Source organism: Nocardioides sp. Arc9.136, assembly GCF_030506255.1.
Taxonomy (GTDB): Bacteria; Actinomycetota; Actinomycetes; order Propionibacteriales; family Nocardioidaceae; genus Nocardioides.
In genome coordinates, this window is the sequence record NZ_CP113431.1 from 4,005,622 (window position 1) to 4,020,447 (window position 14,826).

General features: G+C 74.8%; 16 protein-coding genes. 7 read left to right on the top strand and 9 right to left on the bottom strand.

What is annotated here, in order from left to right:
- Window positions 1–198 precede the first annotated feature (198 nt).
- Complete coding sequence (lysS, locus tag OSR43_RS19365) at window positions 199–1,920, top strand: lysine--tRNA ligase (protein ID WP_302268423.1); 1,722 nt, start codon at window positions 199–201, stop codon at window positions 1,918–1,920.
- 16 nt (window positions 1,921–1,936) lie between these two features.
- On the opposite strand, the gene OSR43_RS19370 is transcribed toward lysS, so the two are convergent.
- Window positions 1,937–2,965: a YeiH family protein gene (locus tag OSR43_RS19370; protein WP_302268425.1), complete on the bottom strand. Its 1,029-nt coding sequence runs from the start codon at window positions 2,963–2,965 to the stop codon at window positions 1,937–1,939.
- A gap of 101 nt (window positions 2,966–3,066) precedes the next feature.
- Between OSR43_RS19370 and OSR43_RS19375 the strand changes: the two genes are divergently transcribed.
- Window positions 3,067–4,020 carry a LysR substrate-binding domain-containing protein gene (locus tag OSR43_RS19375; protein WP_302268426.1) on the top strand — a complete coding sequence of 318 codons (954 nt, stop codon included), beginning with the start codon at window positions 3,067–3,069 and terminating at the stop codon, window positions 4,018–4,020.
- Here OSR43_RS19375 and OSR43_RS19380 read toward each other — a convergent pair.
- Window positions 3,993–4,421, bottom strand: coding sequence for a DUF3151 domain-containing protein (locus OSR43_RS19380; protein ID WP_302268427.1), 429 nt, complete (start codon window positions 4,419–4,421; stop codon window positions 3,993–3,995). The genes OSR43_RS19375 and OSR43_RS19380 overlap by 28 nt on opposite strands.
- A gap of 37 nt (window positions 4,422–4,458) precedes the next feature.
- Between OSR43_RS19380 and OSR43_RS19385 the strand changes: the two genes are divergently transcribed.
- The gene (locus OSR43_RS19385; protein WP_302268428.1) at window positions 4,459–5,976 is read left to right on the top strand and encodes a DHA2 family efflux MFS transporter permease subunit; all 1,518 of its coding nucleotides are present in this window, start codon (window positions 4,459–4,461) and stop codon (window positions 5,974–5,976) included.
- A gap of 207 nt (window positions 5,977–6,183) precedes the next feature.
- On the opposite strand, the gene fbaA is transcribed toward OSR43_RS19385, so the two are convergent.
- Complete coding sequence (gene fbaA / locus OSR43_RS19390; RefSeq protein ID WP_302268429.1) at window positions 6,184–7,215, bottom strand: class II fructose-bisphosphate aldolase; 1,032 nt, start codon at window positions 7,213–7,215, stop codon at window positions 6,184–6,186.
- A gap of 95 nt (window positions 7,216–7,310) precedes the next feature.
- Here fbaA and OSR43_RS19395 point away from each other — a divergent pair, with 95 nt between their 5' ends.
- The gene (locus tag OSR43_RS19395; protein WP_302268430.1) at window positions 7,311–7,805 is read left to right on the top strand and encodes a DUF2867 domain-containing protein; all 495 of its coding nucleotides are present in this window, start codon (window positions 7,311–7,313) and stop codon (window positions 7,803–7,805) included.
- A gap of 5 nt (window positions 7,806–7,810) precedes the next feature.
- Window positions 7,811–8,287: a TIGR00725 family protein gene (locus OSR43_RS19400; RefSeq protein ID WP_302268431.1), complete on the top strand. Its 477-nt coding sequence runs from the start codon at window positions 7,811–7,813 to the stop codon at window positions 8,285–8,287.
- A 1-nt stretch (window position 8,288) separates the two neighbouring features.
- Here OSR43_RS19400 and OSR43_RS19405 read toward each other — a convergent pair whose 3' ends face one another.
- Complete coding sequence (locus tag OSR43_RS19405) at window positions 8,289–8,891, bottom strand: dienelactone hydrolase family protein (RefSeq protein WP_302268432.1); 603 nt, start codon at window positions 8,889–8,891, stop codon at window positions 8,289–8,291.
- A gap of 25 nt (window positions 8,892–8,916) precedes the next feature.
- Window positions 8,917–9,597, bottom strand: a complete 681-nt coding sequence (locus tag OSR43_RS19410) for a TrmH family RNA methyltransferase (RefSeq protein WP_302268433.1) — start codon at window positions 9,595–9,597, stop codon at window positions 8,917–8,919.
- A 59-nt stretch (window positions 9,598–9,656) separates the two neighbouring features.
- On the opposite strand from OSR43_RS19410, the gene OSR43_RS19415 reads away from it, so the two are divergent.
- The gene (locus tag OSR43_RS19415) at window positions 9,657–10,421 is read left to right on the top strand and encodes a DedA family protein (RefSeq protein ID WP_302268434.1); all 765 of its coding nucleotides are present in this window, start codon (window positions 9,657–9,659) and stop codon (window positions 10,419–10,421) included.
- A gap of 45 nt (window positions 10,422–10,466) precedes the next feature.
- On the opposite strand, the gene OSR43_RS19420 is transcribed toward OSR43_RS19415, so the two are convergent.
- On the bottom strand, window positions 10,467–11,135 hold the full coding sequence (locus OSR43_RS19420) for a DedA family protein (protein ID WP_302268435.1): 669 nt from the start codon (window positions 11,133–11,135) through the stop codon (window positions 10,467–10,469).
- Window positions 11,132–11,671, bottom strand: a complete 540-nt coding sequence (gene pyrE, locus OSR43_RS19425) for an orotate phosphoribosyltransferase (protein ID WP_302268436.1) — start codon at window positions 11,669–11,671, stop codon at window positions 11,132–11,134. The genes OSR43_RS19420 and pyrE overlap by 4 nt, the downstream gene beginning before the upstream one ends.
- A gap of 54 nt (window positions 11,672–11,725) precedes the next feature.
- On the opposite strand from pyrE, the gene OSR43_RS19430 reads away from it, so the two are divergent.
- Window positions 11,726–12,904, top strand: a complete 1,179-nt coding sequence (locus OSR43_RS19430) for a pyridoxal phosphate-dependent aminotransferase (RefSeq protein WP_302268437.1) — start codon at window positions 11,726–11,728, stop codon at window positions 12,902–12,904.
- A gap of 12 nt (window positions 12,905–12,916) precedes the next feature.
- On the opposite strand, the gene OSR43_RS19435 is transcribed toward OSR43_RS19430, so the two are convergent.
- Complete coding sequence (locus OSR43_RS19435; protein WP_302268438.1) at window positions 12,917–13,627, bottom strand: hypothetical protein; 711 nt, start codon at window positions 13,625–13,627, stop codon at window positions 12,917–12,919.
- A 38-nt stretch (window positions 13,628–13,665) separates the two neighbouring features.
- Window positions 13,666–14,817, bottom strand: coding sequence for a hypothetical protein (locus OSR43_RS19440; protein ID WP_302268439.1), 1,152 nt, complete (start codon window positions 14,815–14,817; stop codon window positions 13,666–13,668).
- Window positions 14,818–14,826 lie beyond the last annotated feature (9 nt).

A 14,826-nucleotide genomic window follows, 5' to 3' on the forward strand; every position in this document is an offset into this window, starting at 1 on the left:
CCCACGTCGACCACGAGGTCGGCCCGCCGGACTCGGGGGAGGCGGCGGGCGACCCGGCCCCCCGTCGGGGGACGTGGGAGCCGGTCGACGTTCCCGGGAGGGCGTCGGGACCGCCGCAGGGGACGGTTCCGGCGCCCTTCTCCCCCGGCGGTAGCGTTGCCCCTCGTCCGACCCCGAGACGAGCAGCAGGAGCAACCAGTGGCGCGAGGCGGCAACCGGCCCGAGAACGGCTCCGGGGAGCCCGTCGACTGGGTCACCCGCGCGGCCGACGACACCGTCCGGCACGCCGGCGGTGGCGACCGCCTGATCACGTGCGCCTCAGGCGCCAGCCCGTCGGGCCCGATCCACCTGGGCAACCTCCGCGAGTTCCTCACCCCGCACCTGGTCGCCGAGGAGATCCGCCGTCGCGGCATCCCGGTGCGCCACCTGCACAGCTGGGACGACTTCGACCGCTTCCGCAAGGTCCCCGCGGGCGTGCCGGCCTCGTGGGCCGAGCACATCGGCCGCCCCCTCTCGGCCGTGCCGGACCCCTGGGAGTGCCACGAGTCGTGGGCCGAGCACTTCAAGGCGCCGCTGCGCACCGCCCTCGCCGAGATGGGCGTGGAGATGGAGGAGGTCTCGCAGACCGAGCGCTACCGCGCCGGGGCCTACACCGAGCAGGTGCTGCACGCGGTCCGCCACCGCGACACCATCGAGGAGGTGCTCGCCAAGCACCGCACCAAGAGGGCCGAGCCGGTCGCAGAGAACGACCAGGAGGCCGAGGCGCTGGCCGACTCCGTCGCCGAGGAGGACGAGACCGCGGGCAGCGGCTCCCTGGCGCGCTTCCCCTACAAGCCCTACTGCCGCGAGTGCGGCCGCGACACCGTCGACGTGACGGCGTACGACGACGAGACCACCGACCTCTCCTACACGTGCGCGTCCTGCGGGTTCACCGGCGTGACGAACGTGGCGACCCAGCACGAGGGCAAGCTCGTCTGGAAGGTGGACTGGCCGATGCGCTGGTCGGTCGAGGGCGTCGACTTCGAGCCCGGCGGCCTCGACCACTCCACGCCGGGGTCGTCCTACACGGTCGGCAAGGAGCTGGTGAAGCGCGTCTTCGACTTCCGCGCCCCCTCCTACGTCGCCTACGCCTTCGTCGGCTTCGCCGGCATGCAGAAGATGTCGTCCTCGGCGGGCGGCGTGCCGACCGCCGCCGACGCCCTCAAGGTGCTCGAGGCCCCGATCCTGCGTTGGCTCTACGCCCGTCGCCAGCCCAAGCAGGCCTTCAACATCGACTTCGGCGCCGAGGTGGTGCGCCTGTACGACGAGTGGGACTCCCTCGGCCGCAAGGCCGCCGACCCCGCCAAGCGCGACGCGCAGGTGCTGGCCTTCGAGCGCGCCTCCGCGACCGCGGCCGCCGGCACGCTGCCCACCCCGCGCGTCGTCGTGCCCTTCCGCCTGCTGTCCTCGGTCGCCGACGTCACCGCCGGCAGCGCCGAGCTGGTCAGCGGGATCGTCGCCCGCGCCGGGCACGCCCACGACTCGGTCGAGGACCTCCAGCCGCGGCTGGACCGCGCGATGACGTGGACCGCGGAGTTCGTGCCCGCCGAGGACCGCACCACCGTCCGCGACGAGCCGGACGCCGAGCGGCTCGCCCGGCTCTCCGAGGAGGAGCAGCGCTGGCTGGCCGAGCTGCTCGACCGGCTCCCCGCCGAGCTGGACGTCGACGGCACCACCGCGCTGGTCTACGGCGTCCCGAAACTCGCCCGGGGCCTCGCCCTGGACGACGCGCCGACCGACGAGGTCAAGGCGGACCAGAAGGCCTTCTTCCGGCTGCTCTACGAGCTCCTCGTCGACGCCGAGCGCGGGCCCCGCCTGCCGACGCTGTTCCTCGCGCTGGGCCCGGACCGCATCCGCCACCTCCTCACCGCGCCACGCTGAGCCGCGGGCGGCTCGGCTAGCCGACGAGGAACGCGGCGGGCAGGCCGAGCAGCGCGACGCACCCGCTCGCGGCCAGGGCGAGGACGACGAGCGGCCGGCCGGTGCGCCGCAGGGCGGCCGGGTCGAGCGAGCAGCCGAGCGCGAACATGGCGGTGGCCAGTGCCGCCGCCTGCACCTGCCCGGCCGCGCCGAGCACCACCTCGGGCAGCGGCACGAGCGCGCGCAGGAGCACCAGGCCCACGAAGGCGAGCACGAACGCCGGCACGAGCGGCGGGCGGTGCACGGGGTGGTGCTCGGCGCGGCCGGGGTGGTGGTCGGCGTGGTCGGGGTGCGGCTCGCGCCGGGTGCGCAGGGCGACGACCGCCAGCACCGGCGCCAGCAGCAGGACCCGGCCGAGCTTGACCGCGACCGCGACCTGGAGCGCCGCACCCCCGGCGAGCCCGCCGGCAACGACCACCTGCCCGACCTCGTGCACCGAGGCGCCCGCCCAGGCACCGGTGCCCTCCGCGGACAGGCCCAGCGCGGCTCCGACGAGCGGCACGGCGAGCATGGCGGCGCTGCCGCAGACCACGACGAGCGCGACCACCCGGGCGACGTCCTCGGCCCGGCTGCGGCGCACGCCGTCGAGCGCGGCGACGGCCGCGGCCCCGCAGATGGAGAACCCACAGGCGACGAGGAGGCCCTGCTCGGGAGGCACGCCGAGCAGGCGGGCGACCAGCAGGGTCGCCGAGATCCCCAGCACGACGACCCCGAGGACGACCGCCAGGACCGGCCAGCCCAGCGCCAGCACCTCGCCGAGCACCAGCTGCAGGCCGAGGAGCGCCACCCCGACGCGCAGCACGCCGCGGGCCGCCGCGGCGAGCCCTGGGCGGACCGCGGCGGGCAGCCGGCCCGACGCGGCCGCAGCGAAGCCCAGCACCACGGCGACGAGCGTCGCACCGAGGGGCGGGACCAGCGCGTGCACCGCCAGGGCGGCGGCGCCGGCGGTGCCGGCGAGCGCCAGCCCGGGCAGGCGGGCCGCCGGGGCGGGGAGGGTCGGGTGCACCTCCCCAGCCTCCGGCCCGTGAGCCTCGCGCGGTAGCCGTCGATCGGGCCTCCACCCATGCGGTCTTGATATGAGCCGGGCAGCACTCATATCGTCAGGGCATGAGCACTCCGGTCGACCTCGCCGGGCTCGACCTGCTGGTCCGCGTGGCCGAGACCGGCTCGGTCGGTGCCGCCGCCCGACAGGTCGGGATGGCGCAGCCGAACGCGAGCCGGCTCCTCGGGAAGCTCGAGCGCCAGCTCGACCTGGCGCTCGTCGTCCGCACCACCGCGGGGTCCCGGCTCACCACCGAGGGCGAGGTCGTCGTGGCCTGGGCCCGGGAGGCGCTGGCGGGCGTGGAGCGGGTCGTGCTGGGGGCCCGTTCCCTGGCGGCCCAGCGCAAGGCCCACCTGACGGTCGCGAGCAGCCTGACGGTGGCCGAGCACCTCGCGCCCCGCTGGCTGGCCCGGTTCCGCCGCGAGCACCCGGACCTGCACGTCAGCCTCGACGTCGGCAACTCCCACCACGTGCTCGAGCGGGTGGTCTCCGGCCGGGTGCCGGTCGGTTTCGTGGAGTCACCGACCGTGCCGCGGACGGTCGCCTCCACGACGGTGGCGCGGGACCGATTGCTCGTGGTGGTCGGGCCGACCCACCCGTGGGCCCGGCGGCGTACGCCGGTGTCGGCCGCGGAGCTCGTGGCCTCGGACCTGGTGCTGCGGGAGGCGGGGTCGGGGACGCGGGAGACGCTCGTGCGGGCGCTCGACCTGGCCGGCCACGCCCTCGGGGAGCAGCGGCTGGAGCTGGCCAGCACCGCGGCGGTCAAGGCGGCCGCTGCCGAGGGCGGTGCGCCCGCCGTGCTCAGCGAGCTGGCGGTGGCCGCCGAGCTCGCGACCGGCCAGCTGGTCGACGTGCCGGTCGCCGACCTGGACCTGGGCCGGTCGCTGCGGGCGGTCTGGCTGCCCGCGCGGCGGCCGGAGGGACCGGCCGCCGCACTGGTCAGGCTGGCCCGGGCGTCGGCCCCGGCACCGACCCGGGCCGCGAGCCGGGCTCAGGCGTCGCCGAGCAGCTCGCGGTAGGCGGTCGGGGAGGAGTCGCGCAGGAAGTCGCGGCACCGCTCCCACTCGTCGGTCTCACCGATCGCCCGGGCGGCCTTCGCGAGGAGCGCGAGGCAGGTGAGGAAGCCGCGGTTCGGCTCGTGCTCCCACGGCACCGGCCCGTGGCCCTTCCACCCGTTGCGCCGCAGCATGTCGAGGCTGCGGTGGTAGCCGACCCGCGCGTAGGCGTAGACGGTCACCGGGTCGGCGTCCGCCGCGACGGCCTCCTCGGCCAGCGCGGCCCAGGCGACCGGCGACGCCGGGAAGCGGCGTACCACCTCGGTCGGCGCCTCGCCCCCGCCGAGGGCGTCGCTCGCGGGGTCCACCGGGAGGTGGGTGGGCGGGGGGCCCGCCATCAGGTCGCGTCCGATCGGAGTGGTCATGGGAAGCATTGTCCACGGCGACGTGTTCACTTCCCCCGTGACCTCGACCGCCGCCGCGTCCTCGCCCCCGACCGCCTCCGGGAAGGACCCGTGGCCGGCGCTCCTCGCCCTCTGCCTGGGCTTCTTCATGATCCTCGTCGACTCCACCATCGTGTCGGTGGCGACGCCGGCGATCATCGAGGACCTCGACGCCGACGTGAACGCCGTGGTCTGGGTGACCAGCGCCTACCTGCTGGCCTACGCCGTGCCGGTGCTGATCACCGGTCGGCTGGGCGACCGGTTCGGGCCCCGGCGGATGTACCTCGCGGGCCTGACCGTGTTCACCCTCGCCTCGCTGTGGTGCGGCCTGACCGGGTCGATCGAGGGCCTGGTCGCCGCCCGCGTGGTGCAGGGCCTGGGCGCGGCGATGATCACGCCGCAGACGATGGCGATCATCACCCGCATCTTCCCCGCGCAGCGGCGCGGCAAGGCGATGGCCCTGTGGGGCGCCACCGCCGGCGTGGCCACCCTGGTCGGACCGATCCTCGGCGGCGTGCTGGTCGACGCCCTCGGGTGGGAGTGGATCTTCTTCATCAACGTGCCGGTCGGCATCGTCGGGTTCGTGCTGGCGCTGCGGCTCGTGCCGGTCCTGCAGACCAACAGCCACCGCTTCGACTGGCTCGGTGTCGTGCTCAGCGGTGCCGGCATGTTCCTGCTGGTCTTCGGCGTCCAGGAGGGCCACGAGCTCGAGTGGAGCGCCCTGGTGTGGTCGATGATCGTCGGCGGGGTCGTGGTGCTCGCGCTCTTCGTCGGGTGGCAGGCGCGCAACCGCGCCGAGCCGCTGGTCCCGCTCGGCCTGTTCCGCGACCGCAACTTCTCGCTGGCCAACGTCGCGATCAGCGCGATGGGCTTCGCGATCACCGCGATGGCGATCCCGATCATGCTGTGGGCCCAGGTCGTCCGCGGCCTCAGCCCGACCCGCGCCGCGCTGCTGCTCGTGCCGATGGCGGTCATGACCATCGTCCTCGCCCGGCCGGTCGGCGGGCTGACCGACCGGGTCCACCCGCGGCTGCTGACCGGCTTCGGGTTCAGCGCGATCATCGTCTCCCTGGCCTGGCTGGCCCTCGCCCTGCAGCCCGACGGGTCGATCTTCTGGATCGTGCCGCCGATGGTCCTGCTCGGGATCGGCAACGCGTTCGTGTGGGCGCCCAACTCCGCCACGGCCACCCGCAACCTCCCGGTCCAGCAGGCCGGCGCCGGCTCCGGGGTCTACAACGCCACGCGCCAGGTCGGCGCCGTGCTCGGCTCCGCCGCGATCGCCGTCCTCATGGACGCCCGGCTCGCGGCCGAGGGGCTCCCCTCGTACGGCGGCGGCGAGGCCGGCGCGACCGGCGTCGGCGAGCTCCCCGCCCAGGTGGCGCAGTCCTTCAGCGACGCCATGGGCGCCTCGCTGCTCCTGCCACCCGCCGTCCTGGTCCTGGGCCTGCTCGCCGTGCTGTTCTTCGAGCGGCCCCGCCACGCCGGCTTCGGTGGCGGCGCGGCCGCGGCGGCCGTGCCTGCCGCTGCTGCGGACTGACCTCCGAGCGGCCGGCGGCCGGCTGTTCATCAAGGGATGCAGCCGAGTCGCCGCTCCCCAGCGTGGGCTCACCCTGGGGAGTGGCGATTCCTCAAGGGATGCAGCCAAGCCGCCGCGGACGACCATTCGCCTGCACACCTTGACGAAGCAGCACGACGCCGGCCCCCGAGGGGAGACCGGCGCCGTGCGGCGTGCAGGAGGTGGCGGTCAGCCGAGCGACTTGCCCGCGGAGCGGAGGTGCTCGCAGGCCTCGACGACGCGGGCGGCCATGCCGGCCTCGGCGGCCTTGCCCCAGGCACGCGGGTCGTAGGCCTTCTTGTTGCCGACCTCGCCGTCGACCTTCAGGACGCCGTCGTAGTTGCTGAACATGTGCGCCGCCACGGGGCGGGTGAAGGCGTACTGGGTGTCGGTGTCGACGTTCATCTTGACCACGCCGTAGTCGACGGCCGCGGCGATCTCCTCGGCCGAGGAGCCGGAGCCGCCGTGGAAGACCAGGTGGAACGGCTTCGCGCCGGCCTCGAGGCCGAACTCGGAGACGACCGCCTCCTGGGCCTCCTTGAGCACCTCCGGGCGGAGCTTGACGTTGCCCGGCTTGTAGACGCCGTGCACGTTGCCGAAGGTCAGGGCGGTCATGTAGTAGCCGCGCTCGCCGTAGCCCAGCGCCTTGGCGGTGGCGATCGCGTCGGCCGGGGTGGAGTAGAGCTTGTCGTTGATCTCGTGGGCGACGCCGTCCTCCTCGCCGCCGACGACGCCGACCTCGATCTCGAGGATGATCTTCGCCGCGATGCACTTCTCGAGCAGCTCGGAGGCGATGGAGAGGTTCTCCTCCAGCGGCACCGCGGAGCCGTCCCACATGTGCGACTGGAACAGCGGCGCCTCGCCGCGCTCGACCCGCTCGCGGGAGAGGTCGAGCAGCGGCCGGACGAAGCCGTCGAGCTTGTCCTGCGGGCAGTGGTCGGTGTGCAGCGCGATGTTGACCGGGTAGTTCCTGGCGACCTCCGCGGCGTACTGCGCGAAGGCGACCGAGCCGCTCACCATGTCCTTGACCGAGGGGCCGGAGAGGTACTCCGCACCGCCGGTGGAGACCTGGATGATGCCGTCGGAACCGGCGTCGGCGAAGCCCTTGAGGGCGGCGTTCAGCGTCTGCGAGGACGACACGTTGATGGCCGGGAACGCGTAGGCGTTCTGCTTGGCCGCGTCGAGCATCTCGGCGTACTTCTCGGGGGTCACGATGGGCACTGCGGGCTCCTCCAGGGGACGGACTGGGACTCGGGCGGGCACGTGCGGGCGCGGGGCCAGGATTCTGCTCGCACCCTAGTGGCTACCTGCGGGGCATGCTCCGTCGCACCTCGCTCCGTCGGACCCGCCGCGCGAGCACCCTCCCGGTGCCCGCGGACCACGCGTGGGCGGTCGTGGCGTGCGGCCTCGCGGGCTCCCGGTGGTACGTCGACGCCGGCCCGCTCGTCGTCCGCGGGCTCATCGACCGGCTGGCCGGCGGGGCCGGGCGCCGCTGGTCGGTGCCGGACCGGCCGCTGCTCGTGCGCGGCGACACGGTCGGCTTCTGGCGGGTCTGGGAGGTCGAGGACGACCCCGGGTCGGGCACGCACCGGCTGGTCCTCGTCGCCGACCTGCGCTCCCCGGGGCGGGTCACCCTCACGACCACGGTCACCGCCGAGGGCGCGACCGCCTGCCGGGTCGAGCAGGAGGTCCGCCTCGACCCCGACGGGATCGTCGGCGCGGCGTACCTCCTCGCCGACCTGCCGGCCCGGGAGACCGTGACCGAGCTGGTCCACCGCCGCGTCGTGCGCGACGTCCTCCAGGGGCGCTGAGCGGGGTGCCGGCAGCCCTGACCGGCCGGTACGTCGCCGTGGTCGGCCCGGCCGACACCGCGACCGCCGAGCAGCTGTCCGCCGCGACCGAGGTCGGCCGGCTGCTGGCCGAGGCAGGCGCGACCGTGCTGACCGGCGGGCTGGGCGGCGTGATGTGGGCCGCCGCGGCCGGTGCCCGGGAGGCCGGCGGAACGGCGATCGGCCTGCTGCCGGGGACCGATCGTGCCGACGGGTCCCCCGAGCACGCCTTCCTGCTGCCGACCGGCCTGGGCGAGCTGCGCAACGGGCTGCTCCTGCGGGCCGCCGACGCGGTCGTGGCGGTCGGGTGCAGCTGGGGCACGCTCAGCGAGATCGCGCTCGCGCGGCGCACCGGCGTGCCGCTCGTGCTGGTCGACCCCTGGGACCTGCCCGCCGACGTCGGCCCGACGGCGCCCGACGCGGCGGCGGCGGTCGCGACGGCGACGCGGCTCCTCGCCGGGTGAGTCAGCCGACCCGCTCGAGGAACCCCAGCACCCGGTCGACCATCAGCCCCGCCGCCGCCTCGTCGTACGTCGCGAGGCTGCTGTCGGCGAACAGGTGCACATCACCGGGGTAGGTGAACAGCTCGACCTCGGTGACCCCCTCGGCGCCGAAGTCCCGGGCCGCCGCGAGGTCGCCGTCCCCGGCGAAGAACGGGTCGTCGGTCATGCCGTGCACCTGGACCGGCACCCCCTCCGGCCACGAGCCGAACTCCGAGGGCGGCACGAAGGACTCCATCAGCACCGCCCCGCGCACGCCGGGACGGGTCTGCGCGACCAGCTGCGCCGGCAGCACACCGAGGGAGAACCCCGCGGTGACCAGCGCCTCGGGGAGGCCGGCCACCGCCTCGCGACCCCGCTCGAGCACCGTGGAGAAGCCGAGGCCCTGCGCGTGCGCGACACCCTCCTCGACGGTGTCGAAGAGCCGGCCCTCGAACAGGTCCGGGGTGTGCACGGTGTGCCCCGCCTCCCGGAGACGGTCCGCGAAGGCGCGGACGCCCCGGGTCAGCCCGAGCGCGTGGTGGAAGCAGACGACGTCGACCATGCCGGCCATCGTGGACCCGGCCACGACAGCCGTCGAGCCCCTCGCGCGCTCAGCCGCGCCAGGCGGCGTCGCCGGAGAGGTCGGCGTGCGCGCGGACCCAGGCGTGCATGGCGATCGCGGCCGCCGCGCTGGCGTTGATCGAGCGGGTCGAGCCGAACTGCGCGATGGAGAAGGTCCCGTCGCAGGCCTCGCGCGCCGCCTCGCTCAGCCCGGGGCCCTCCTGCCCGAAGAGGAAGCACACGCGTCGCGGCACCTCCATCGTCTCCAGGTGCGCCGAACCGGGGAGGTTGTCGATGCCCAGCAGCGGGACCGCCCCGCCCGGCCGCTCGCCGAGGTACGCCGCGAGGTCGGTGACGGTGGGGTGGTGCCGCACGTGCTGGTAGCGGTCGGTGACCATCGCGCCGCGCCGGTTCCAGCGGCGGTTGCCGACGATGTGGACCTCCGCGGCGAGGAAGGCGTTCGCCGAGCGCACGATCGTGCCGATGTTGAAGTCGTGCTGCCAGTTCTCGATCGCCACGTGGAAGTCGTGGCGGCGGGTGTCCAGGTCGGCCACGATCGCCTCGAGCGTCCAGTAGCGGTAGCGGTCCACGACGTTGCGGCGGTCCCCCTCGGCGAGCAGCGCGGCGTCGTACTGCTCCCCCGTCGGCCAGGGCCCCTCCCAGGGGCCGACACCCACCTCGGCCGGGCCGTGCGGCATCGGGTCGTACGGCGCGCGGCGGTCGTCCTGCATGGCTGCGACCCTAGGCGGGCGCCGCCCCCGTCGCGGAAGGCGGCCGGTAGGCTGTGGCGGTGAGCGCGCTCGCGGGAAGCCTGGGCTTCCCCTCGCCGATGATGCTCGGCCTCGACTTCCTGGACCCGCAGTGGCTCCTCCAGCAGTTCGGTGCCGAGCTCTTCTGGCTCAGCCTCCTGATCGTCTTCGTCGAGTGCGGGCTGTTCTTCCCGTTCCTCCCCGGCGACAGCCTCCTCTTCGCGCTCGGCATCTTCATCGCCACGGGGCAGATCGACCTCTTCCCCGGCTCCCGGCTCGTCGAGCTGGCCATCGCGATGTCGCTGATGGTCCTGGCGGCCTGGCTGGGCAACGTGACCGGCTACGAGATCGGCCGGCGGATCGGGCCTCGGCTGCGCGAGCGCGACGGCCGGGTGCTCAAGCAGAAGTACTTCGACCAGACCGAGGCGTTCTTCGACCGCCACGGCAACAAGGCGCTGGTGATCGGCCGCTTCGTGGCGTTCGTGCGGACCTACATCACCGTGGTCGCCGGCATCACCGGGATGCCGCGGCGGCGCTTCTACACCTGGAGCCTGGTCGGCGGCGTCTCGTGGGTCGTCGTGGTCACCAGCCTGGGGTACTTCCTGGGCCACACCGTGCCGTGGCTGGAGAGCAACATCGACCTGATCTTCCTGGTGATCCTGGCCTTCACCGCGGTCCCGCTGGCCTACGAGTGGTGGCGCCACCGCCGCACCGACAGCCCGCTGGCGGAGGACAACGACCACGACGGCCGCCCCGACCGCGACATCACCGGCGCCTCGGTCCCGCCCCACCGCGACAGCGTCTGACCCGCCGGTCCGCCGGGGCCGGCGGGACCGGGCGGCCGGCCGGCCTCAGGCGGTCCGGCGCTCGTGCCGGATGGCGCGGACGCGCAGCACCAGCCACCAGCAGGCGCCGAGCACGACCGCGGCGATGACGACCCACTGGAAGACGCCGACGTACTGCTCGACCCGGTGCCACTGCTCGCCGAGCCAGTAGCCGGCCAGCACGAAGGTGACGTTCCAGATCGCCGATCCCGCCAGCGTGAGCAGCAGGAACTGCCCGAACGGCATCCGCTCCAGGCCGGCGGGCACCGAGATCAGGCTGCGGAAGATCGGGATCATCCGGCCGAAGAACACCGCCTTGCGCCCGTGCCGGGCGAACCACTGCTCGGTCTTCTCCAGGTCCGTGACCTTCACCAGCGGCAGCCGCTCCCAGACCCAGTACATCCGCTGCCGGCCGATCAGCACGCCGACCAGGTAGAGCACCACCGCGCCGAGGACCGAGCCCGCCGTCGTCCAGCCGATCGCCTCCGCGAGCGTGAAGCTGCCCTGGCTGGCGGTGAACCCGGCCAGCGGGAGGATCACCTCGCTCGGCAGCGGGGGGAAGAGGTTCTCCAGGGCGATGGCCAACCCCGCGCCGGGGGCGCCGAGCCGCTCCATCAGGTCGACGGCCCAGCCCGCGACGCCGCCCAGCTCCTCGGTCTCCGTGGCCGCGGCGAGGACCACGGCGGCGGCGCTCATGCGGAGGCGCGCGCGGCGTCGAGGTCGGCCTTGGTCAGCACCGCACGGACCTCGAGGCCGAGGTCGGCCAGGGGCTGCTCGCCCTCGGGGCTCCGGTCGATCGCGCAGACGACGACCTCCACGACCGCGCCGGCCTCGCGCAGGGCGACCGTGGCGTCCCGGACGGCGCCGCCGGTGGTGATGACGTCCTCGACCAGGGTGACCCGCCGGCCGGAGACGTCGGGTCCCTCGGCGAGCTTGCAGGTGCCGTACTCCTTGGCCTTCTTGCGCACGAACAGCGCCGGGGTCCCGGTCATGCCGCTGACCGACGTCGCGAGCGGCACGCCGCCGAGCTCGAGGCCGCCCACCAGCTCGGTGTCGTGCGGCAGCAGCTGGACCATCTCGCGGGCGACGCGCTGGAGGAGGATCGGGTCGGCCTCGAAGAGGTACTTGTCGAAGTACTCCGGCGCGACCTGGCCCGAGCGGAGCGTGAACGTCCCGGTCAGGCGGCAGCAGGCGTCGATGTCGGCGGCGAGCGAGTCGTCGGTGGTGGTCACGGGCGCCATTCTCACGTACGGCGCCAGCCGGGCCGCCTGCGTACCCTGGCCGACGTGCTCGCTCCCCGGACGGCCGCCCGCCTTCACGGCATCCCGCCGACGATCTTCACCGAGATGTCGGCGCTCGCGCTGCGGACCGGCTCGGTGAACCTCGGCCAGGGCTTCCCCGACGCCGACGGGCCGCCGGCGGTCGTCGAGGAGGCGGTCGCCGCGCTGCGAGGCGGCCACAACCAGTACGCCCCCGGGCCCGGTGTGCCGGCGCTGCGGCAGGCCGTCGCCCGCCACCAGCACCGGCACTACGGCCTCGAGCTGGACCCCGACTCCGAGGTGGTGGTGACGACCGGCGCGACCGAGGGGATCGCCGCCGCGCTGCTCGGCCTGGTGGACCCCGGGGACGAGGTGGTCGTGCTGGAGCCGTACTACGACTCCTACACCGCGATGATCCAGGTGGCCGGCGGGGTGCGCCGGCCGGTGACGCTGCGCGCGCCGGACTTCCGGCTGGACGCCGACGAGCTGCGCGCCGCGGTCGGCCCGCGGACGAAGCTGATCCTGCTCAACTCCCCGCACAACCCGACCGGCACCGTGCTGACCCGCGAGGAGCTGGCCGAGGTGGCGGCCGTGGCGATCGAGCACGACCTGGTCGTGGTGACCGACGAGGTCTACGAGCACCTGACCTTCGGGCACGAGCACGTGCCGCTCGCGACCCTCCCGGGCATGCGGGAGCGGACGCTGACCCTCTCCAGCGCCGGCAAGTCCTACTCCTTCACCGGGTGGAAGGTCGGCTGGGCGACCGGCCCGCGCGAGCTGGTCGGCGCGCTGCTCGGCGCCAAGCAGTGGTTGACCTTCACCTCCGGCTCGCCGCTGCAGCCGGCGGTGGCGCGGGCGCTCGACGAGGAGCCGGAGTGGCCGCGCGAGCTGGCCCGCGACCTGCGCTCACGCCGGGACCTGCTCTGCGCGGGACTGGCCGAGGTGGGGATGGACGTCCGGGTGCCGGAGGGCACCTACTTCGCGATCGCCGACGTGGCGGCGTACGGCTGGGCCGACGGGCGGGAGTTCTGCCTCGCGCTGCCCGAGCGGGCCGGGGTGGTGGCGATCCCGGCCGTCGCCTTCCACGACGACGTCGAGGCGGGTCGGCACCTGGTGCGGTGGGCCTTCTGCAAGGAGACCGCCGTCATCGAGGACGGCCTCGCGCGGCTGCGCGAGGCCGACCTCTCCGCTCCCTCGGCCGGCTGACCCGGCGAGGGCTCAGCCCCAGGGCTGGGTGGTGCCCGTCGGCAGCTCCTGCTGCGGGCCACCGCGGCGGGCGAACCAGTCGCCGGCGCCGCCGGTGAAGAGCAGGACGACGACCGCGACGGACGCGATGAGCGGGACCGCGGAGACCAGCGAGAAGATCCCGACCAGGCTCAGCAGCGCGCTCAGGACGGCGCTGATCACCAGCAGCACCCGGGCGACGTTCGAGCGGCGCAGGGTGAGCACGGCCAGCACGCAGGCGACCAGGCACCAGACCAGCAGCGCCGCCAGGATGACCACGAAGAGGGTGGCCAGCTGGTCGGCGCTGGGCACGTCGGTGCCGTCGAAGGCGGGGTCGCCCTCGATCTCGCGGCGGATGTCCTCGGAGAAGGACTCGCGGGCGACGATGAGCGCGATGGTGGCGATGCCGAACAGCAGCGCGCCCAGGCCGGCGCAGACCAGCGTGGTGATCGCCGCCGCGGTCACGGTCGAGGGGCGCTTGTCGGGGTCCCGCGGCGCGGTGCCGTACCCCGGGCCGCCGTAGGGCTGACCGCCGTACGGCTGGCCGCCGTAGGGCTGGCCCGGCTGGCCGCCGTACGGGCTGGCGCCGGGCGCCTGCTGGCCGTACGGGTCGGCGGGCGGCTGCTGGGCGGAGGGGTCGTGCGGCGGCTGCTGGCCGTAGGGGTTCTCGCTCGGCGGGGGCGGACCGTAGGGGGAGTCGCTCATGGGGCCACTCTCCCAGACGGCGTGGCCCCGGACGCGGGTCAGCGCGCGGCGAAGAACGCCCGGACGTCGGGTCGGCCGAGCAGCACGATCGCCGCCACGCAGACCCCGAACGGCAGGACCGCCACGGGGCTGCCGAGCACCACGCTGAGCAGGCACAGCGCCGCCGCCAGCGCCGCGGAGACCAGCAGGGCGGTGCGCGCCCAGCGGGCGCCGCGCCAGGCGAACGCCGCCACGACCGCGGCGGCGAGCGACCAGAGGACCACCACCGCGCCGGTGACGACGACGGAGTCCCGGACCGCCGAGCGCGACAGGTCGCTCTCGCTGAGCTCGGGGCTGCGGCTCAGCTGGTCCAGGACGAGGTCCGGCGCCGCGAGCATGACCAGCACCGCCATGCCCATCCCGACCGCCGCGAGACCACTCCCGGCCCAGGTGAGCGCGCACGCCCAGACGAGGTTCGCCGGCCGGGTGTCGTGCGGGGGCGGGGCGTAGCCCAGCCGCGCGGGGTGCTGCGGCTCGTGCGGCCGCTGGGGAGCGGTCTGCTGCTGCGGTCCCCCGGGAGCCGTGCCGAAGCCCTGCCAGGCGCGGGGCTCAGCGGACCCGCTGCCCGAGGTGCCACCCGGGCCGGGCGTCGTCCCGGGAGCCTGCTGCGCGGGCTCGCGGGGCGGCTCGGGCATCGGCGGGGGCCAGCCCGCGCCCGACGCGCCCGAGCGGCCGGACCCCTCCTGGCGGGCCTGCTGGCCCGGCCGCTCCGGCCGCTCGGGAGGCTGGGTCCCGTCGAACCAGGAGCGGGTCGGCTGCATCCAGAGCACGACGACCGCGGCCGCCACGATGGAGGACACGAAGCCGCCGGCCGCCATGCCGGTGAGGAAGAGCGGCAGCGCGAGGACCGACAGCGCGAGCCGGGCCCCGCGCGAGCGCTGCAGCACGAAGTACCCGAGCACGGCCGCCGCGGCCGCGCAGGCCCCGGCCGTCATGGCGAGCACCCGGAGCAGGTCGAGGACCTCGGAGGTGTCCAGGCCCAGGCCGTCGCCCGGCGGGACGGCCAGGAAGTCCTCGACGGACTCGCGGGTCTCGAGACTGGTGAGCCCCGAGACCCGCTCGAAGACCGAGAGCACGACGAACACCGAGCCGCCCATGATCATCCAGGCCGACAGCGTGGCCTGGCGCGGACGGGCAGGTGTGTCGCTCATGCCCTCATT

Bases quoted from the DNA above. Each gene is read 5' to 3' on its own strand.
- OSR43_RS19375 (WP_302268426.1), top strand. From the start codon at position 3,067: ATGAGCACTCCGGTCGACCTCGCCGGGCTCGACCTGCTGGTCCGCGTG.
- OSR43_RS19380 (WP_302268427.1), bottom strand. From the start codon at position 4,421: ATGACCACTCCGATCGGACGCGACCTGATGGCGGGCCCCCCGCCCACC.
- OSR43_RS19395 (WP_302268430.1), top strand. From the start codon at position 7,311: ATGCTCCGTCGCACCTCGCTCCGTCGGACCCGCCGCGCGAGCACCCTC.
- OSR43_RS19410 (WP_302268433.1), bottom strand. From the start codon at position 9,597: ATGCAGGACGACCGCCGCGCGCCGTACGACCCGATGCCGCACGGCCCG.
- OSR43_RS19420 (WP_302268435.1), bottom strand. From the start codon at position 11,135: ATGAGCGCCGCCGCCGTGGTCCTCGCCGCGGCCACGGAGACCGAGGAG.
- OSR43_RS19435 (WP_302268438.1), bottom strand. From the start codon at position 13,627: ATGAGCGACTCCCCCTACGGTCCGCCCCCGCCGAGCGAGAACCCCTAC.
- OSR43_RS19440 (WP_302268439.1), bottom strand. From the start codon at position 14,817: ATGAGCGACACACCTGCCCGTCCGCGCCAGGCCACGCTGTCGGCCTGG.